Origin of the sequence: Methylocystis sp., from assembly GCF_051061285.1 — a bacterium.
Classification (GTDB): domain Bacteria; phylum Pseudomonadota; class Alphaproteobacteria; order Rhizobiales; family Beijerinckiaceae; genus Methylocystis.
The window spans coordinates 21401-36396 of the sequence record NZ_JBPFEA010000039.1; the positions used below are offsets into that span (position 1 = coordinate 21401).

Consider the following 14996-nt stretch of genomic DNA (forward strand, 5'->3'; position numbering starts at 1 on the left):
ATGGACGAAACACCTTCGATCAAGACAGCGCTCGCACATTCGTTTGGCACCGCGATGGGCCACGCCATGCCGCTTCTCGCGCGCCTGCGCCATGTCCTCGGGCAACGAATCGGTTCTGAGGAATCCCCCGCCTCATCCGATCGAAGGCGCGAAGGGAATAGTGTGGTCTTGCAGATCACCGGCATGACCTGCGGCAGCTGCGCGAGTCATATCGAAAAGGTCTTGCTCAAAGCCCCCGGCGTGCATGAGGCGAATGTGTCCTACGCCGAAGGGACGGCGCGAGTCAGCGGCGACGGGGCGCTCGACCCCGCGGCGCTTTCCGCCGCTGTGCAGGCCGCAGGCTATCAAGCAGTTGTCGCAAAACGCGCCCGCGGCGTCAGCGTTTCAGAGAGACGGTCTGGCAAAATACTCGATCGAAACGCCAAGCAAGAGCGCTGGGGCGCGCCATTGCAAGTGGCGATCATCGGCAGCGGCGGAGCAGCCATGGCGGCCGCGTTGCGCGCTGCCGAAGACGGCGCGCGGGTCACGCTCATTGAGCGTGGGATGATCGGGGGGACATGCGTCAATGTCGGCTGCGTGCCCTCCAAAATCATGATCCGCGCCGCTCATATCGCGCATCTACGCCGGGAGAGCCCGTTCGACGAGGGCATTGCCGCGACAAATCCTACAATCAAGCGGGAAAAACTGCTCGCCCAACAACAGGCGCGCGTCGATGAGTTGAGGCACGCCAAATACGAGGGCATTCTTGAAGGCAACACCGCCATCGCCGTGCTGCGTGGCGAAGCCAAGTTCCAAGACCGTCGCAGCCTGATCGTCCGGCTGAACGAAGGCGGCGAAAGCGAAATCAATTTCGACCGCTGCCTCATCGCCACGGGCGCGAGCCCGGCCGTCCCGCCCATTCCCGGACTGAAAGAGACGCCCTACTGGACCTCGACCGAGGCGCTGGCGAGCGACACAATCCCTGCGCGCCTAGCGGTGATCGGCTCGTCGGTGGTGGCCGTCGAACTGGCGCAAGCCTTTGCGAGGCTGGGCAGCAAGGTGACGATCCTCGCGCGCAGCACGCTGTTCTTCCGCGAAGACCCAGCGATCGGCGAGGCGGTCACGGCCGCTTTCCGGGCGGAGGGCGTCGAAGTGCTGGAGCACACGCAAGCGAGCAACGTGGCGTTCGCGGACGGTGAATTCGTGCTCACGACCGGTGACGGCGAATTGCGCGCCGACAAGCTGCTGATCGCCACAGGCCGCGCGCCGAACACGTGCGGCCTGGCGCTGGAAGCCGCCGGCGTCGCCGTCAACCCACAGGGCGCAATCATCGTCGACACGCGCATGCGCACCAGCGCGCCCCATATTTACGCCGCCGGCGACTGCACCAACCAGCCACAATTCGTCTATGTGGCGGCGGCGGCCGGCACCCGCGCGGCGATTAATATGAGCGGCGGCGACGCCGCCCTCGATCTGGCCGCCATGCCGGCGGTGGTGTTTACGGATCCACAAGTCGCCACCGTAGGCTACAGCGAGGCGGAAGCGCACTATGAGGGCATCGAGACCGACAGCCGCACACTGACCCTCGACAATGTGCCGCGCGCCTTAGCGAATTTCGACACGCGAGGCTTCATCAAGCTTGTCGCCGAGGCAGGCTCGGGCCGGCTCATTGGCGTGCAAGCCGTGGCGCCGGACGCGGGCGAACTCATCCAGGCGGCGGTGATCGCCATTCATGCACGGATGAGTGTACACGACCTCGCCAATCAGCTCTTCCCTTACCTGACAATGGTCGAGGGCCTGAAGCTCGCGGCGCAGACCTTTAGCAAGGACGTGACGCAACTATCCTGTTGCGCGGGGTAAGCGATGAAAGAGCGCTTGACGCCCTGTTGCAATGGCGATCCTGCCGACTGGCGTCCGCTGAACGCGAGGCAGCGCCGAACCAGGCTGATCGTCGGTGTCGCTCTGCTGTCGCTGGCTCTGGCTCTCCCCTGGTCAGCCGTCAGCTGGATCGCGCTGGCCGTCATCGCAGGCTGGCTTGGCGCGACCCATGTCCTCGCGGCGGCGATGGCCTATCCGGGGTGCCCAGAGCTTGGGGTGGCGCCCAGTCTTCTGCTCGGCCGCTGGGTGAGGATCGGCTGCACCCCATGGCGATGGTTGGATGCGAAGTTGCGTCTGACGGCGGAGTGAGCACACGGCAGGGGTGTATTCGACGCATATTGCATACGACTATGTGTTGCGCAAACTCTTGCGGGCGGTGGCGCTCACGCGCCGCCCTCGTCGAACTTCCACACCGGGATGCCGAGTTTGCGCGCCTTGTCCGCGAGGTTCGCTGAAATCCCCGAGCCGGGGAAGACGATGACCCCGATCGGCAGCACGTCGAGCATCTGGTCGTTGCGCTTGAACGGCGCCGCCTTGGCATGTTTGGTCCAGTCGGGCTTGAAGGCAATCTGCGGAACTTTTCTGTGATCCGCCCAACGGGCGGCGATGCGCTCGGCGCCCTTCGGCGAACCTCCGTGCAGCAGCACCATGTCGGGGTGCTTGGCGTGAACCTTGTCGAGCCGGTCCCAGATGGCGCGATGATCGTTGAAGTCGAGCCCGCCGGTGAAGGCGATTTTCGGTCCGGCTGGGAGCAGCACTTGCGTCTCGGCGCGGCGCTTGGCGGCAAGGAAATCGCGGCTGTCGATCATGGCCGAGGTCAGCGCGCGATGATTCACCATCGATCCGCTGCGCGGCCGCCAGGATGATCCGGTTTGACGCTCGAACTGTTCGGCGGCGCAATCGCGGAAGAATTCAAAACTGTTCCTGCGCTCGATCAGCGTCATCCCCTCGGCGGTGAGGCGCTCCAATTCGACCGAGCGGATTTCCGAGCCGTCCTGTTCTTTCTGGCCGCGCCGCTGCGCCTGCTCGTTGTCGTCCAATTCGCGCTCGATACGCGCGACGGCGCGGTGGAAGAGATTGACGCTCGACCACAGCAGGTCCTCGAGGTCGGGTTCGAGGCGGGTGTCGCCCAAGGTGACGACGAGAGCGTCGAAGATGTCGGCGACGGCGCCAGCGACGATTTCAGCATCGGGCAGCGGTCTCGGGTCGGGTTCGTCCTGGAAGGGGCGATAGCCATGGAGCTGGAGTTCGGCGAGAACATGCTCGGTCGGAGATGAGTTATGCGGCGGTTCAAAGCCGGGCTCAATGTGTTCGGTCGTCATGATGTGCTTCCCTTGGTCGGATCGACCGCGTCCATCGCGGCCTTCATGGCGACGAAAGGCGGCGGGCGGTCCGGGCCTGCACCGCAGGGAGCGAAGCGGAAGCGGCCGGAACGAAGTGGAGGATGGCGGAGGGCCGGCTATTTTGCCTCGCGATGTAAAGGCGGCTTGCCGCCGACGGAAAATAGTCGGCCTGAAGCCATTGCCGGGCCGGGCCGTTTGCCGCCCCGATCGCCCTCTCAAGAAGGCCGTGGACGCGGTCCTCTCCGACAACGCAGGGAAGCGCCACGATCCGATGCGGCATGTGCGCGCGCTGCCGCCGCAGGCTACCTTTCCCCGTTCCGGCTCACGCCGGCAATTCTAGAAAGCGCGCCACATCTTCCGGCGCGAGTTGCGCCTTGATCGCCGCCCGCAACTCATCGGCGCCGAGCCAGCGGAGATCTTCGTTGAAATCCTCCAGCGTTGGCGACAGGACGATCGCCTCGATCCCGACCGCATTCGCGCGGTCGATCAGACTCGCCGCCGCGCCGTCGCCGGCGGCATCGTTGTCGCGGACGATGTAGAGGCGCCGCAGCGGCGCCGGGAACAGGATGGCGGCCAGATGCGCGGCGGAAAGTGCGGCGGCCATCGGCATTATGGGCATGACGCTGCGCAGCGACAGCACGGTTTCGATTCCCTCGCCGGCCGCCATGACATCTTGCGCCAAACCGAAGCGGACGGCATTGCCAAGGAGATGGCCCATCGCCCGCCTCGGCGTGTCGATCGGCGCCTTGTCTTGTCCCGACGGGTCGAGCCAGGTGCGATGCGCTCCGGTGATCGTGCCGCCAAAATCGGTGACGGCGGCGATCATCGCCGGCCAGGTCTGGGTCGGCGAGTGTGCGTCCACGCGATAATAGCAGCGCGGGTGGAAGCGCAGGTTCGCGGTTCCGTGCAAAGCCGCAATGCCGCGATTGCGCAGATAAGTCTCCACGACAGTGCCCGCGATCGACCGCGACATGGCGAACAGACGCCGCGCCGATTCCGACGATCCAGTCGGCGTCGATGACTGCTGACGGCGCCATTCCGGTTCTGGTTTCGGTCGTGGCAGGCTGAGAAAGCGCCGCGCCTCGTCCATGACGTCGTGGAAGTCGACAAGGCCGCAGCTCCCGCGAATGACGTCGAGAAGATCGCCGTGTTCTGCCGTCGCCGCGTCTCGCCATTTTCCGCGCGCGTCCTTGCCGGATTCGCCGCCCTTCAGCCGCACGAACAGGGAGCGGCCCGGCGTGTTGTTCACGTCGCCGACCAGCCAATAATTGCCCTGGCGGCGACCGTTGGAGAGATAATGACGGCACACCGCCTCGGCGTCACGCGCGAGACAATGCGCCAGTTCGGCAATATTGCGCGCCATCTCACGCCGCTTCCCGCACGCGGATGCGCGACAGCGGATAGCGCTCCATGACCTTGGCGAGAATCGCCGGGCCCGCAGCGTCGGTGGGCACGAACATCCGCAGCTTCCATGAGATGATTTCGTGAGACAGGCCGTAGGCGCGCAGGCGTTCCCGCATCGCGTCGGTAAAGCCGGTCAGTTCGATGCGGCCCACGCCCATGACGCGAACCCGCCGAAGCTGGAGCCCTTCGGCAAGATCGAGGATGGTCCTTCCCGCCATCAGCGCGGCGAAGGCGTCGGCGGCGGAGAGTTTTGCCGCGTCCCCTTCCAGCGCCCCCGCCGCCCATGCGGCCGAAACCATGCGGCCGACGATGCGCTCCCCGGCATCGGTCTGGAGCCGATAGACCCGCGTCGACTCATTGGGCAGGCGTTTCCAGATCGGCAGCAACAGACCCGCGACGATGTGGATCGTGCTGTCGATGAATTCCGGCACGGCGGCGACCTCCGCCTCCCAGGCGCGGGCGAAGGTTTCGCGGTCGGCTTCCCGCCAATGGGTCTGCGGCATCATCGCCAATGGAATAGAGGGACGTTCCATCGGCCGGATCAGCCTGACGCGGCGCTCCACCTCGCCGTCGTCGAGCATCACGCTTGGCGCGGGAATTTGCACGGCGGTGCGGCCCGACTGGCTGTTGACCAGAAGGCGCGCGCGCGGATCGGAGAGTCGATCCAGCGCCTCGTCCAGCGTGACGGGCTGGTTCCTCTCGCGCTGCGTGATCGTCAGCAGGCGCGTTTCCGCCGATGTGCCGGGATGGGTATAGATCGTCTGGCGGTTCGTAACGATAAAACTCTCCGCCGTCAGCGTCTCCAGACCGAGGTCATATGTTCCCGATGCGATGGCGCCCTCGATGCGGGCGTTCAAAAGCTGCTCGAAGGCCATGAACAGGATGTTCTGAAGGTCGATGGTCAGCGCCAACAGCCGATTGAGAAAAGTGGCAGTCGGCGGCAGTTCGTCCTTGATCCCGTTGCTGTCGGTGAGTTTCAGCCCGGTCGCGTCCTCGAACGCGCCCAGCGAACAACCCTCGACCTTGCCTGCGACCAGCAGGACATAGAGCTGACGCAGCGCGTCGCGCGCGTAAGGGCTTTCCAGATTGTCCTGCGGCCGGAACAGGCCCTGTCCGCCGGTCTGGCGCTGGCCCTTGGTGATGGCGCCGAGCGTGTCGAGGCGGCGGGCGATCGTCGAGAGGAACCGCTTCTCGGCCTTCACATTGGTGGCGATCGGCCGGAACAGCGGCGGTTGCGCCTGATTTGTGCGGTTCGTGCGCCCGAGTCCTTGTATGGCGGCGTCGGCCTTCCAGCCGGCCTCCAGCAGATAGTGGACCCGCAGGCGGCGGTTCCTCGCCGACAGCTCGGCGTGATAGGAGCGTCCGGTGCCGCCGGCGTCGGAGAAGACGAGGATGCGCTTGGCATCGTCCATGAACGCCTGCGCCTCGGCGAGATTGGCGCTACTTGCGCGATACTCGACGCAAAGCCGATCGTAACCGTCGCCATTGGTCTTTCGGACGATCCGCCGCGAGCGGCCCGTCACCTCGGCCACCATGTCCGCTCCAAAGCGCTGGACGATCTGGTCGAGCGCGCCATGCACGGGCGGCAATGACGCCAGCCTCTCGATCAGCCAGTCCCGACGGGCGACCGCCTCCCGGCACTGCACGGGCTGGCCGTCGCGATAGACGGGACGCGAGGAGAGATTGCCCTCGCTGTCGGTGAAGGGCTCGTAAAGTTGCGTCGGGAAGCTATGGGCGAGGTAGTCTAAAACATACTCGCGAGGAGTAATGTCAACCTGTACGTCGCCCCATTCGTCGGTGGGAATCTCCGCGAGCCGGCGTTCTGTCAGCGCTTCGCCCGTCGAGACGATCTGGATCACGGCGGCATGGCCGGCGATCAGATCGCGATCGATGGCGGCGATCAGCGAGGGCGTCTTCATCGCCGTGATGAGGTGATTGAAGAAGCGCTGCTTGGCGCTCTCGAAGGCCGAGCGGGCGGCGGCTTTGGCCTGCGCGTTCAGCGTCCCCGATTCGCCGGTGATATTGGCGGCCTCGAGCGCGGCGTCGAGATTGTTATGGATGACGCCGAAAGCGCCGGCATAAGAATCGTAGATTGCGATCTGCTCGTCGCTCAGACGATGTTCGAGCAGATCATATTCGACGCCCTCATAGGAGAGCGAACGGGCGGCGTAGAGGCCGAGCGCCTTGAGGTCGCGCGCCAGCACTTCCATCGCCGCGACGCCGCCGGCTTCGATCGCCTCCACGAATTCGGCGCGGGTGGCGAAGGGAAAATCCTCGCCGCCCCAGAGACCGAGGCGCTGGGCGTAGGCGAGATTGTGAACCGTGGTGGCGCCGGTCGCCGAAACATAGACGACGCGTGCGTCGGGCAACGCGTGCTGGAGGCGCAGGCCGGCGCGGCCCTGCTGCGAGGCGGCTTGATCGCCGCGCTCCCCCTTGCCGCCGGCGGCGTTCTGCATCGCGTGGCTCTCGTCGAACACGATCACTCCGTCGAAATCGGAACCAAGCCATTCGACGATCTGTCGGACTCGCGAAACCTTTTCGTCGCGGGCGTCGGAGCGCAGCGTGGCGTAGGTCGTAAAAAGGATGCCCTCTGAGAGGCGGATCGGCGTTCCCTGCCGGAATCGCGAGAGCGGCGTGACCAACAGGCGTTCCTGTCCGAGCGCCGACCAGTCGCGCTGGGCGTCTTCGATCAGCTTGTCGGATTTCGACACCCAGACCGCGCGGCGGCGGCCCTTCAGCCAATTGTCGAGCAGGATGCCGGTGACCTGTCGGCCCTTGCCGGCGCCAGTGCCGTCGCCGAGGAACCAGCCGCGCCGGAACCGCATGGCGTTTTCGGCGTCATCGGACGCGGCGGAAACCACGTCGAAGGTCTCGTCGACGGACCATGATCCGGCGAGATGGCCGGCATGGGCTTCGCCAGCATGGATCACGCTTTCGAGCTGCGCGTCCGACAGCAGGCCATCCGAGATGACCTTGGCGGGGAGTTGCGGTCGATAGCTCGGCTTGGGCGGCGCGACCGACGCCATCGCCGCCGATTGCACCAGTTTTGTCGGATGAGTTTTTGCGCCGGGAATGCGGATCGACTGAATTACGTATTCTTCATAAAGCGCATCGGTGATGCGGCGCCCGTCGACCGGCTTCCAGTCAATGGTCTCGTAGGCGAGTTCGATAGCTTCAAGTTCGATGGAGACGGTGGGAGCCGAGGCACGTCGCGCCGCGACCGGGCGCGACACACGCGCGACAATCGGTCGGACGACAGGCGGCGTGGCGACGCGAGCGACCAACGGCAGTCTCGGCGGCAGGGATTGCGTGATCCAGCCGAGCAATGTCGCCACATCGGTCGCGACGCCGGGCGACGCCGGGTAAGCTGTCGGATCGTCGGCGGGAATCTTGTCGATCACCGTCAGCCGCGTGTCGATGGTCGTGCCGTGCTTCGCATAGATCGCACCGTCGATCGCTGCCGAGAACAGGACGCGCCCGCGTTCCTGCAATCGGACGAAGGCGTCGGCCCAAGCGGGATTGTCGGGCGCGCAGCTTGCCCCGGTGATCGCGACCAGACGCCCACCCTCGGCAAGGCGCGACAGCGCCGAGGAGATATGGCGAAGCGCCGCGTCGGCCATGCGGCGATCGACGTTGGCGATCGCGGAGAACGGCGGGTTCATAATCACGACGCTCGGCGTGACGCCGGCGTCGAGATGATCGTCGATCTGCGCGGCGTCGAAACGTGTGACGACGATGCCGGGGAAAAGATGATCCAGCAGTCCGGCGCGGGTTTCGGCCAGCTCGTTGAGCGCGAGCGACGCGCCTGCAAGCTCGGCAAAAATGGCGAACAACCCGGTTCCAGCTGACGGCTCCAAGACGAAATCCGCCGGCGCAATCGCGGCGGCGACGCTCGCCGCGAGTCCGAGCGCGATCGGCGTCGAGAATTGCTGAAGAGCGTCGCTTTCCAAATTGCGGCGCGTATGCGTGGGGAGAAGGCCCGCGATCTTTTCCAGCATCGCCAGCATGGCGGCGTTCGAGCCGACGCGCGTGCGCATGGCCGGGCCGAATTTGCGCAGAAACAGGACCGTCGCCGCCTCGCAGGCGTCGTAGGCGGTCTTCCAGTCCCAGGCGCCGTCAGCATCGGAGCCGCCAAAGGCGGATTCCATCGCGGCGCGCAACGCGGCGGCGTCGATGCGCTGGCCGCGTTCGAGACGGGGAAGGAGCTGTTGCGCGGTATCGGCAATGCAAACGGTCGGGTTGGCGGCGGGCGCGCCGGACAACGGCGCAGCCGCGAGGCCGGACGCGGAAGCAAAAGCATTGGTCATGGAGGGAACCTTTGGAGAGCGGGAACGGGCCGAGCCGCCAGGGCGCTCTCTCTCGACCCCGCCGGCTCAAACCCTTTCCGGCCGTCCTCTCCCTCTCGGCGCCTCCACGAAAAAAAAGGGTCCGGCGACGCGCGCCGAACCCTTCGATGTCTCCGCCTTAGAAAACGCACGCTCATGTCGGCGGCGGTTCGACAAGCCGGTAGCTCCGGCTCTTGATGTTGGCAATGCGATAGAGCCCGCCGGAGCCGGGCGCGCGAAACAGCACGGCGCCATGACTGCGCGGGTTGGCGACGACCTCGAGCCGGTCAAAACTTCGGCCATCGGAAAAGGCGAGCGGTTCGTCGAAGACGATCACCTGCCCCGCGCGCGGCTTCGGTTTGGCGGCCCTGGCGCGGCGGGCGGCGGCGGCGGCGCGGCAGCGAGCACGCCATTGCTGTGCGTAAGGACGATCCGTCGGCGTTAGCAGATCGAGGATCGATTTGGGACATTCGCACTCATAAGGCCCCATCGATTCTTCCGCATTCTTGTAACCGAAGATGTAGCCTTCCCGGTCGCGCGGATTGTATCGAACGAGGCAGATGGCGGCCCAGACTTCGCGCTCGCCGGAGGCGACGCGTAGCTGTTCCACGGCGGCGTAGTAGACGTTGCTGCCGACAAGCGCCGAGCGCAGCACTTTCGATGTTGCGTCGGGACGCTCGAAGGTGAACTGAGCGTCGAGATATTGGCGCGGGCCGGCGTGGCCCTTGAGGGACTGCATGTACAGCCAGCCCATCGGCGTGTCCTTTCATTGGAGGGATGAAAACGGCGCGCGTTGGCGAAGCGCGCGCCGTTCGTGATGGAGAGATAAGTTTCGGCGATCAGCGGGCCGGAGCGAGCCGCTGCTCGGCTTCGCGGATGGCGGCCAAAGCTGCTTTGAACACCGCCGAATCCTGTTGCTCGGTCAGGTCCGTTCGCTCGACGACGCTGATGCAGCCGGCGCGGATGTCGGCGTCCGTGACGGCGCCGGCGGCGATCGGCGTCAGCGTTTCGTCAGCCTCGATGATTTGGGCGATCTGCGCGCGAACCTTCGCTTCGTGAAGGCGCAGCAGGACATGAACGCCAAAGCCCGGCGCGGCCATGAGCGGACCATGCTCGGCCTCGTCCAAAAAATCGCCGAGAATGTCCTCGGTGCTCTTGCCCTTGATCGCATCGGCGGTGACGAGCACGGCCATGCCGCCGAATCCATCCGGCCGCATTTTCGTGCAAGTGAAAGACGTGACAATGCTGACGTGATCGAGCGTCGCCGAGCGTTTGACGATGTCCTGAAACAGGATTTCAAATGAAGTCTGACTGAGATCAAGGCAGACGTATTCATCGTCGTCGCCCACGTCTTTTAACTGGCCGCGCACGAAGGCGGCGGCTTCGCTGGCGACGCCCTCCTCAGCGGCAAGCGCGGCGCGGACCACTTTGATGGGCAGCTCGATTTGAGTGTTCGGCGACGTCTCCGCGAAGAAATACAGCCCGTCGCCATCCGGCTCGCTCTCGAAGATATGCGTCAACAGCAGGCGTTCGAGCGCCGTCATGTCGGCGCTCAAAATGGCCGGCTGAACGACCGTTGGTGAAAAATAGTCGGCCATGTTTTGTCCTCCAGTAATGCGAAAAGCCCAGCGCGATGGCCGGGCTTTTGGGTGGGTCGACGTTGGGAAGAGTTCGAGTCGAAGCGAACTGGATGGCGCGGCTTCGTCGGCGCGGCCGCTCCCGATTGCGCGCGCGATCAGCCTGCCGCTCGCCACCACGCGATAAGTTCGGCGCGCGAGCCATTAGCGAGGCGCAGCAACAGATCGCCGTGGCAGGCCGCCGGCGCGCAATAACAAACCAAATCCTTGCCGCGCAGTTCCTCGAGCGCGCGGAGCAAGTCGTGCCGATCGCGCAGCGAGCGCTCGAATTTCGCGATGACGGTCGCCCGATCACCGTCGACGCCGATCCGAAACGGATTGCCCCATTTGCTGCCTCTCCCGATATAGACGGCGCCGCTGCACGATCCCGCCGTGTGTCTGTTCAAAACCTTGCACATCGGGTTCCCTCCTCAACTCGAGGCCGCGCCTCGTTGCGATGGCTTTCCATAATGGCCGCGGAAGGGACGCCCGAACCGAGGCGCCGGAACGGCGCGAGGCTGTAGCAAAGCGAAAGACCCGAGAGTGGCGAGAATTTTGGCTTGCGCGAGGAATTGCCGCTTGTGGCAAGGCAAGGGGACAATTGTCGCCGCGACGGGTTTTGGGCGAGGCTCAAAGCCATAGGAACGAGCCGATGCGACGAGGCGCGGCGTTCAACGGTTGAGAAAACGAGAACCGCACCGGCAAGGTTTGAATACGGCGGATGCGCGCCGCGTCGATGTCGATGAGCTGCATTGGTGGGCTGACGTTAGGAAGATCGATCAGCTGGCGGCGGCGAACGGATCGACGATGCGATGGATCGGCTGGGCTCGCCCCATCCATGGCTCGGGCCGGATGCAGCGGACCCAATCGGCGAAACTCGGGATGAAGCCGAGATCCTCGATCACATGCTGTTCGCCGATCAGCCGCACCGGCACAACGCGGCCCGTGGAGATGGCAATTGTTTGACCAAAAAATCTCTCCAGCATAAAAATGCCCTCGGCGTGATGGCGCAGGGCGCGATGACGAAAGTCGGCTGTGATTGCCTTCGACTCGTCGAACCACTGATGCAAGGCCAGATAGTCGTCCGCTGTCCCGCCCCATTTCTTCGCCGAAGAGAGCGCGTGATGATAGCAATGTCCCATTGTCGCCTCCTCAAAATACGTGCTGGGAATAGTCGGACTCCATATGCCGCTCGTTGTAGTCGAGCGTGATCGTCCGCGCGGCGACATCGAAGGTGAAGTCGCCATAGGCACCCTCGTCGTTCCCCCAGCCGCTCTGGGTTTCGCCGAGGAAATCATAGGCCAGAGTTTCGATGGCTTCGCGAACCGGTTGGGTCTGGCGTTCGATCTCGGAACTGCCGCAGACCGGGCGAGCCATCTCGATCTCACAGGTCGGCAAGGCGATGATCTCATCGCCGGCCTTGGCTTCGATGTTCTCGATCTGCCCGCTGTCGCCATAGCCGTCGAAGACGACGGTGACGATGTCGATCGCCGCCGCCGCGAGCGCGTCGAACAGTGCGGTCTTGTTCGCCAGGAGCAATTCATCCGCTATGCGGGCGTGCTCGCGGTTTTTCTGGTCCAGGGCGGTGAAGTCGAGGGAAGGGACAGGCGTCGATTGTGTGTCGCTCATGACGTGGCTCCGGAAATGGGAAAACCCGGCGCCCCTTCGACAAGCTCAGGAGGCCGGGCTTTCGGATGGAATTGGATGGGAAAACCGGCGCCGGACGGTTTCCGTCGCCCGGCGGTCGGAGGGTTACTCGGCCGCAGCGGCGACGTGCGGCCGTTCTTCCTCGGCCTCGAGCTGCGTGTCGTCTTCGTCTTCCGCCAGGAAATCCGGCAGAGCCTCGGCCTCGCCCGCCTCGCCGATCGGCGCGTCCACCTCCATCTCGTTTTGCGCGAGACGCAGCGGCTCGGGCAGCCAGCCCGCCCCAATGAGCAACCGCTCGGCCTCTCGCGCCATGTCAGCCTTCTTGAGATGCTCGATGAGCCGCGCCGAATGTTCGCCCTTCGTCTCCCGCACGGCCTCGATTATGCGGCCCTTCGGAACCCGGCCGAGATAGTTCTCCACGGTAGGTCGCCAGCCGGCGGCGGTCATGTCGAGATCGACGGCCCGGGCGAGCTGGTCGCCATGCGCGAACGCATCGGGGCGCCGGTTCCACGGCTCCTTGACCACGTTCACGGTGAGCGCGGCGCAATGAGCGAACAGCGCCGTTTGATTGCCGCCATCGAACGCCGTCAGCGCGTCCCAGAGGTCGCCGGAGTTTTCGGGCAATAGCTTGGCCCAGCGCGCTTGGCGCGCCTCGATCGCCAGCGCGGAAGCCGTTTCCGCCAAACCCGGGGCCTGCGCGCTGAAGCCGGAGTTCTTCGCCGCAATCTCCAGGCAGGTGTCGGAAGCGTGCCGATAGAACGCGGAGAGGCACAGCGCGTGCAGCACCGCCTGGAAGGCGACGTTCGGTTCATTGGCCAGCGCATCTCGCAGCGCCAGTGTGCGATGTGCGGTCAGTTCGGTCACGAGCCGATCCGACAACGGACGGATGGCGTCGTCCTCCTCCGGCGTGTCGGTCTCGGAAGCCGTCGGCGCGCCGCCGACGGTGATGACCGCCCCGTGAACCACGCTGTCGGAGCCGGCGGTCCGCGGCGCATCGCCATCGCCGCTTGTGACGGGCTCGACCGGTGCTTCGTCCTCGGGGCGGATGAAGCCGCGTTCGATGCGTAGCGCGCCTTCGCCGTCGATGCTGATAAAGGCGCCCGCAACGGCGATTTCGGCCGGGTGGTAGTGGACGGGCCGGTTGTCGAAAGCCGCGAGCGCGGCCTCGATCTCGCCGAACCGCTGGTCGATTTCATCTGGCAACTCGTCGGCTTCGGCATATTGCTCTTCGAGCGCCTCGTTCTCGGCCGTAAGGGCGTCAAAGCTCGCCCGCTCGTCCTCGGTGAGGTCGATCGTCTCGCCGACAAGGCGGCGCAGACCGGCGGTGTGGCCATAGGGGAAGTCGGGCGCGGCCGCGATCCATTTCCATCCTTCTCCGCGCAGCGTTTCGGCCTCGGTCTGGAGCTTTTCGTTCACCAGTCGATCGAGCAATGCCGGATCCTGCACCCAGCCGCCGTCGTCATGCTGAAACAGATCGCGCATGACAATGCCGCCGGCGGCCTCATAGGCTTCGACGCCGACGAAGCGCGCGCGCCGATCCGAGGCCCGGATCGCGCCGTCGGTGAGCTGACGGCGGATATAGTACGGCTCCTGATTGTGCGAGCGGGACAATCCCTCCCAGACCTGTTCCTGGCGCGCGTGGTCGCCGTTGACCGTGAACGCCATCAGCTGCTCCAGCGTCATGCCGTCTTCGGCGTAAACTTCGAGCAGTTTTTCGGAAACGGCGGCGAGGCGCAGGCGCTGCTTCACCACGGTCGGCGCGACGAAGAAGCGCGCGGCGATTTCCTCTTCGCCGAGGCCTTTGTCGCGCAAGGTTTGAAAGGCGCGAAACTGGTCAAGCGGGTGCAGCGCCACGCGCTGGACGTTCTCGGCCAGCGAATCCTCCTCCGCGATGCCGCCTTCGCGCACCACGCAAGGAACGGGCGTGGTCTTGGCGAGGCGTTTCTGCTTGACCAGCAGCTCGAGCGCCTGATAGCGGCGCCCGCCCGCCGGAATCTCGAACATGCCGGTTTCCTGGCCCTCGGCGTCGAGGATTGCCCGGACGTTGAGGCTCTGCAGGAGCGTGCGGCGGGCGATGTCCTCCGCCAGCTCCTCGATCGAGACGCCGGCCTTTACGCGCCGGACGTTCGACTGGGACAGAACGAGTTTGTTGAACGGAATATCGCGCGAGGCGCTGAGCGTGATCTTCTGAACGGCTGTAGCCATCTCGGTAGTCTCCGTGACGGGCGCCGAGAGCCTCTCTCTCTGCCCAACCCGTCACAAAAAACCCCGCCCTCCTCTCCCTCTCTTCGAGATCGTGAACCTGGAGGACCGCAGAAGCGGAAAAGACCTTTCCGAAAACACGGGCGCAATCATCACACCGCCTCGACCTCGCTGGTCCTCCCATTGGCGTCGGCGGGTTCGACGTGATCGGGCTGGAACGCCAGCAGATAGTCGGCCCCCTTCGATGCCGCGCTGGCGGCGCGGACGATGGCGCGGTCGTCCTCGCGCAGCACCTCCAGCCAGGAGCCGATATAGTCGGCGTGGCGCACGGTCGGCGCGATGCCGAGCGAAGCGCAAACGAAGGCGCCCGCCATTTCGGCGATCAACTCCTCGCGCGCATAGGCTTTCGAGCCGTGGGAACCGGACAGGTCACGGGCGAGGCGAGACGAGTGTCCAACCCAATGCGTCTTATGCCGATATCGGCATAAGACGCATAATGCCGCGATCCGGATTATGCCGCATGGCCTCCGCTGGAGGCCGGATAGCCCGGCATTGGCCATGCGGCTGTTCGGCATAATCAGAGCCCTTCCAGGAACGCGAGG

The 14996-nt window shown here is 65.1% G+C and carries 13 protein-coding genes; 2 read left to right on the forward strand and 11 right to left on the reverse strand.

All coding sequences use genetic code 11. The annotated features are described in order from the left end of the window. Complete coding sequence (merA, locus tag ACR65T_RS13975) at positions 1 to 1839, forward strand: mercury(II) reductase (RefSeq protein WP_434497042.1); 1839 nt, start codon at positions 1 to 3, stop codon at positions 1837 to 1839. 3 nt (positions 1840 to 1842) lie between these two features. Next, positions 1843 to 2166, forward strand: a complete 324-nt coding sequence (locus tag ACR65T_RS13980; RefSeq protein WP_434497043.1) for a hypothetical protein — start codon at positions 1843 to 1845, stop codon at positions 2164 to 2166. Positions 2167 to 2240: 74 nt separating this feature from the next. On the opposite strand, the gene ACR65T_RS13985 is transcribed toward ACR65T_RS13980, so the two are convergent. The 11 genes from ACR65T_RS13985 to ACR65T_RS14035 all read right to left on the reverse strand — a co-directional run. Further along, entirely contained in the window at positions 2241 to 3179 is a 939-nt protein-coding gene (locus tag ACR65T_RS13985; RefSeq protein WP_434497044.1) for a DUF2493 domain-containing protein, read from the reverse strand. A 343-nt stretch (positions 3180 to 3522) separates the two neighbouring features. Continuing rightward, positions 3523 to 4563, reverse strand: coding sequence for a DUF7146 domain-containing protein (locus tag ACR65T_RS13990; protein WP_434497045.1), 1041 nt, complete (start codon positions 4561 to 4563; stop codon positions 3523 to 3525). Position 4564: 1 nt separating this feature from the next. Further along, positions 4565 to 8911 (reverse strand): strawberry notch-like NTP hydrolase domain-containing protein, encoded by a 4347-nt coding sequence (locus ACR65T_RS13995; RefSeq protein ID WP_434497046.1) that lies wholly within the window; start codon positions 8909 to 8911, stop codon positions 4565 to 4567. A gap of 172 nt (positions 8912 to 9083) precedes the next feature. After that, complete coding sequence (locus ACR65T_RS14000; RefSeq protein WP_434497047.1) at positions 9084 to 9683, reverse strand: DUF6927 domain-containing protein; 600 nt, start codon at positions 9681 to 9683, stop codon at positions 9084 to 9086. 85 nt (positions 9684 to 9768) lie between these two features. Next, a complete protein-coding gene (locus tag ACR65T_RS14005; RefSeq protein ID WP_434497048.1) occupies positions 9769 to 10527 on the reverse strand; it encodes a hypothetical protein in 759 nt (252 codons plus the stop codon). Positions 10528 to 10664: 137 nt separating this feature from the next. Beyond that, positions 10665 to 10964, reverse strand: a complete 300-nt coding sequence (locus ACR65T_RS14010) for a DUF4326 domain-containing protein (protein WP_434497049.1) — start codon at positions 10962 to 10964, stop codon at positions 10665 to 10667. A gap of 211 nt (positions 10965 to 11175) precedes the next feature. Next, positions 11176 to 11298: a hypothetical protein gene (locus ACR65T_RS14015; RefSeq protein ID WP_434497050.1), complete on the reverse strand. Its 123-nt coding sequence runs from the start codon at positions 11296 to 11298 to the stop codon at positions 11176 to 11178. A 26-nt stretch (positions 11299 to 11324) separates the two neighbouring features. Next, positions 11325 to 11687 (reverse strand): DUF6915 family protein, encoded by a 363-nt coding sequence (locus tag ACR65T_RS14020; protein ID WP_434497051.1) that lies wholly within the window; start codon positions 11685 to 11687, stop codon positions 11325 to 11327. Positions 11688 to 11697: 10 nt separating this feature from the next. Beyond that, positions 11698 to 12174, reverse strand: a complete 477-nt coding sequence (locus tag ACR65T_RS14025; RefSeq protein WP_434497052.1) for a DUF6878 family protein — start codon at positions 12172 to 12174, stop codon at positions 11698 to 11700. A 123-nt stretch (positions 12175 to 12297) separates the two neighbouring features. Continuing rightward, on the reverse strand, positions 12298 to 14397 hold the full coding sequence (locus tag ACR65T_RS14030) for a ParB/RepB/Spo0J family partition protein (protein ID WP_434497053.1): 2100 nt from the start codon (positions 14395 to 14397) through the stop codon (positions 12298 to 12300). A gap of 149 nt (positions 14398 to 14546) precedes the next feature. After that, a partial coding sequence (locus tag ACR65T_RS14035) for a zincin-like metallopeptidase domain-containing protein (RefSeq protein ID WP_434497054.1) occupies positions 14547 to 14996 on the reverse strand: 450 nt, incomplete at its 5' end.

Bases quoted from the DNA above. Each gene is read 5' to 3' on its own strand.
- merA (WP_434497042.1), top strand. From the start codon at position 1: ATGGACGAAACACCTTCGATCAAGACAGCGCTCGCACATTCGTTTGGC.
- ACR65T_RS13980 (WP_434497043.1), top strand. From the start codon at position 1,843: ATGAAAGAGCGCTTGACGCCCTGTTGCAATGGCGATCCTGCCGACTGG.
- ACR65T_RS13985 (WP_434497044.1), bottom strand. From the start codon at position 3,179: ATGACGACCGAACACATTGAGCCCGGCTTTGAACCGCCGCATAACTCA.
- ACR65T_RS13990 (WP_434497045.1), bottom strand. From the start codon at position 4,563: ATGGCGCGCAATATTGCCGAACTGGCGCATTGTCTCGCGCGTGACGCC.
- ACR65T_RS13995 (WP_434497046.1), bottom strand. From the start codon at position 8,911: ATGACCAATGCTTTTGCTTCCGCGTCCGGCCTCGCGGCTGCGCCGTTG.
- ACR65T_RS14000 (WP_434497047.1), bottom strand. From the start codon at position 9,683: ATGGGCTGGCTGTACATGCAGTCCCTCAAGGGCCACGCCGGCCCGCGC.
- ACR65T_RS14005 (WP_434497048.1), bottom strand. From the start codon at position 10,527: ATGGCCGACTATTTTTCACCAACGGTCGTTCAGCCGGCCATTTTGAGC.
- ACR65T_RS14010 (WP_434497049.1), bottom strand. From the start codon at position 10,964: ATGTGCAAGGTTTTGAACAGACACACGGCGGGATCGTGCAGCGGCGCC.
- ACR65T_RS14015 (WP_434497050.1), bottom strand. From the start codon at position 11,298: ATGCAGCTCATCGACATCGACGCGGCGCGCATCCGCCGTATTCAAACC.
- ACR65T_RS14020 (WP_434497051.1), bottom strand. From the start codon at position 11,687: ATGGGACATTGCTATCATCACGCGCTCTCTTCGGCGAAGAAATGGGGC.
- ACR65T_RS14025 (WP_434497052.1), bottom strand. From the start codon at position 12,174: ATGAGCGACACACAATCGACGCCTGTCCCTTCCCTCGACTTCACCGCC.
- ACR65T_RS14030 (WP_434497053.1), bottom strand. From the start codon at position 14,397: ATGGCTACAGCCGTTCAGAAGATCACGCTCAGCGCCTCGCGCGATATT.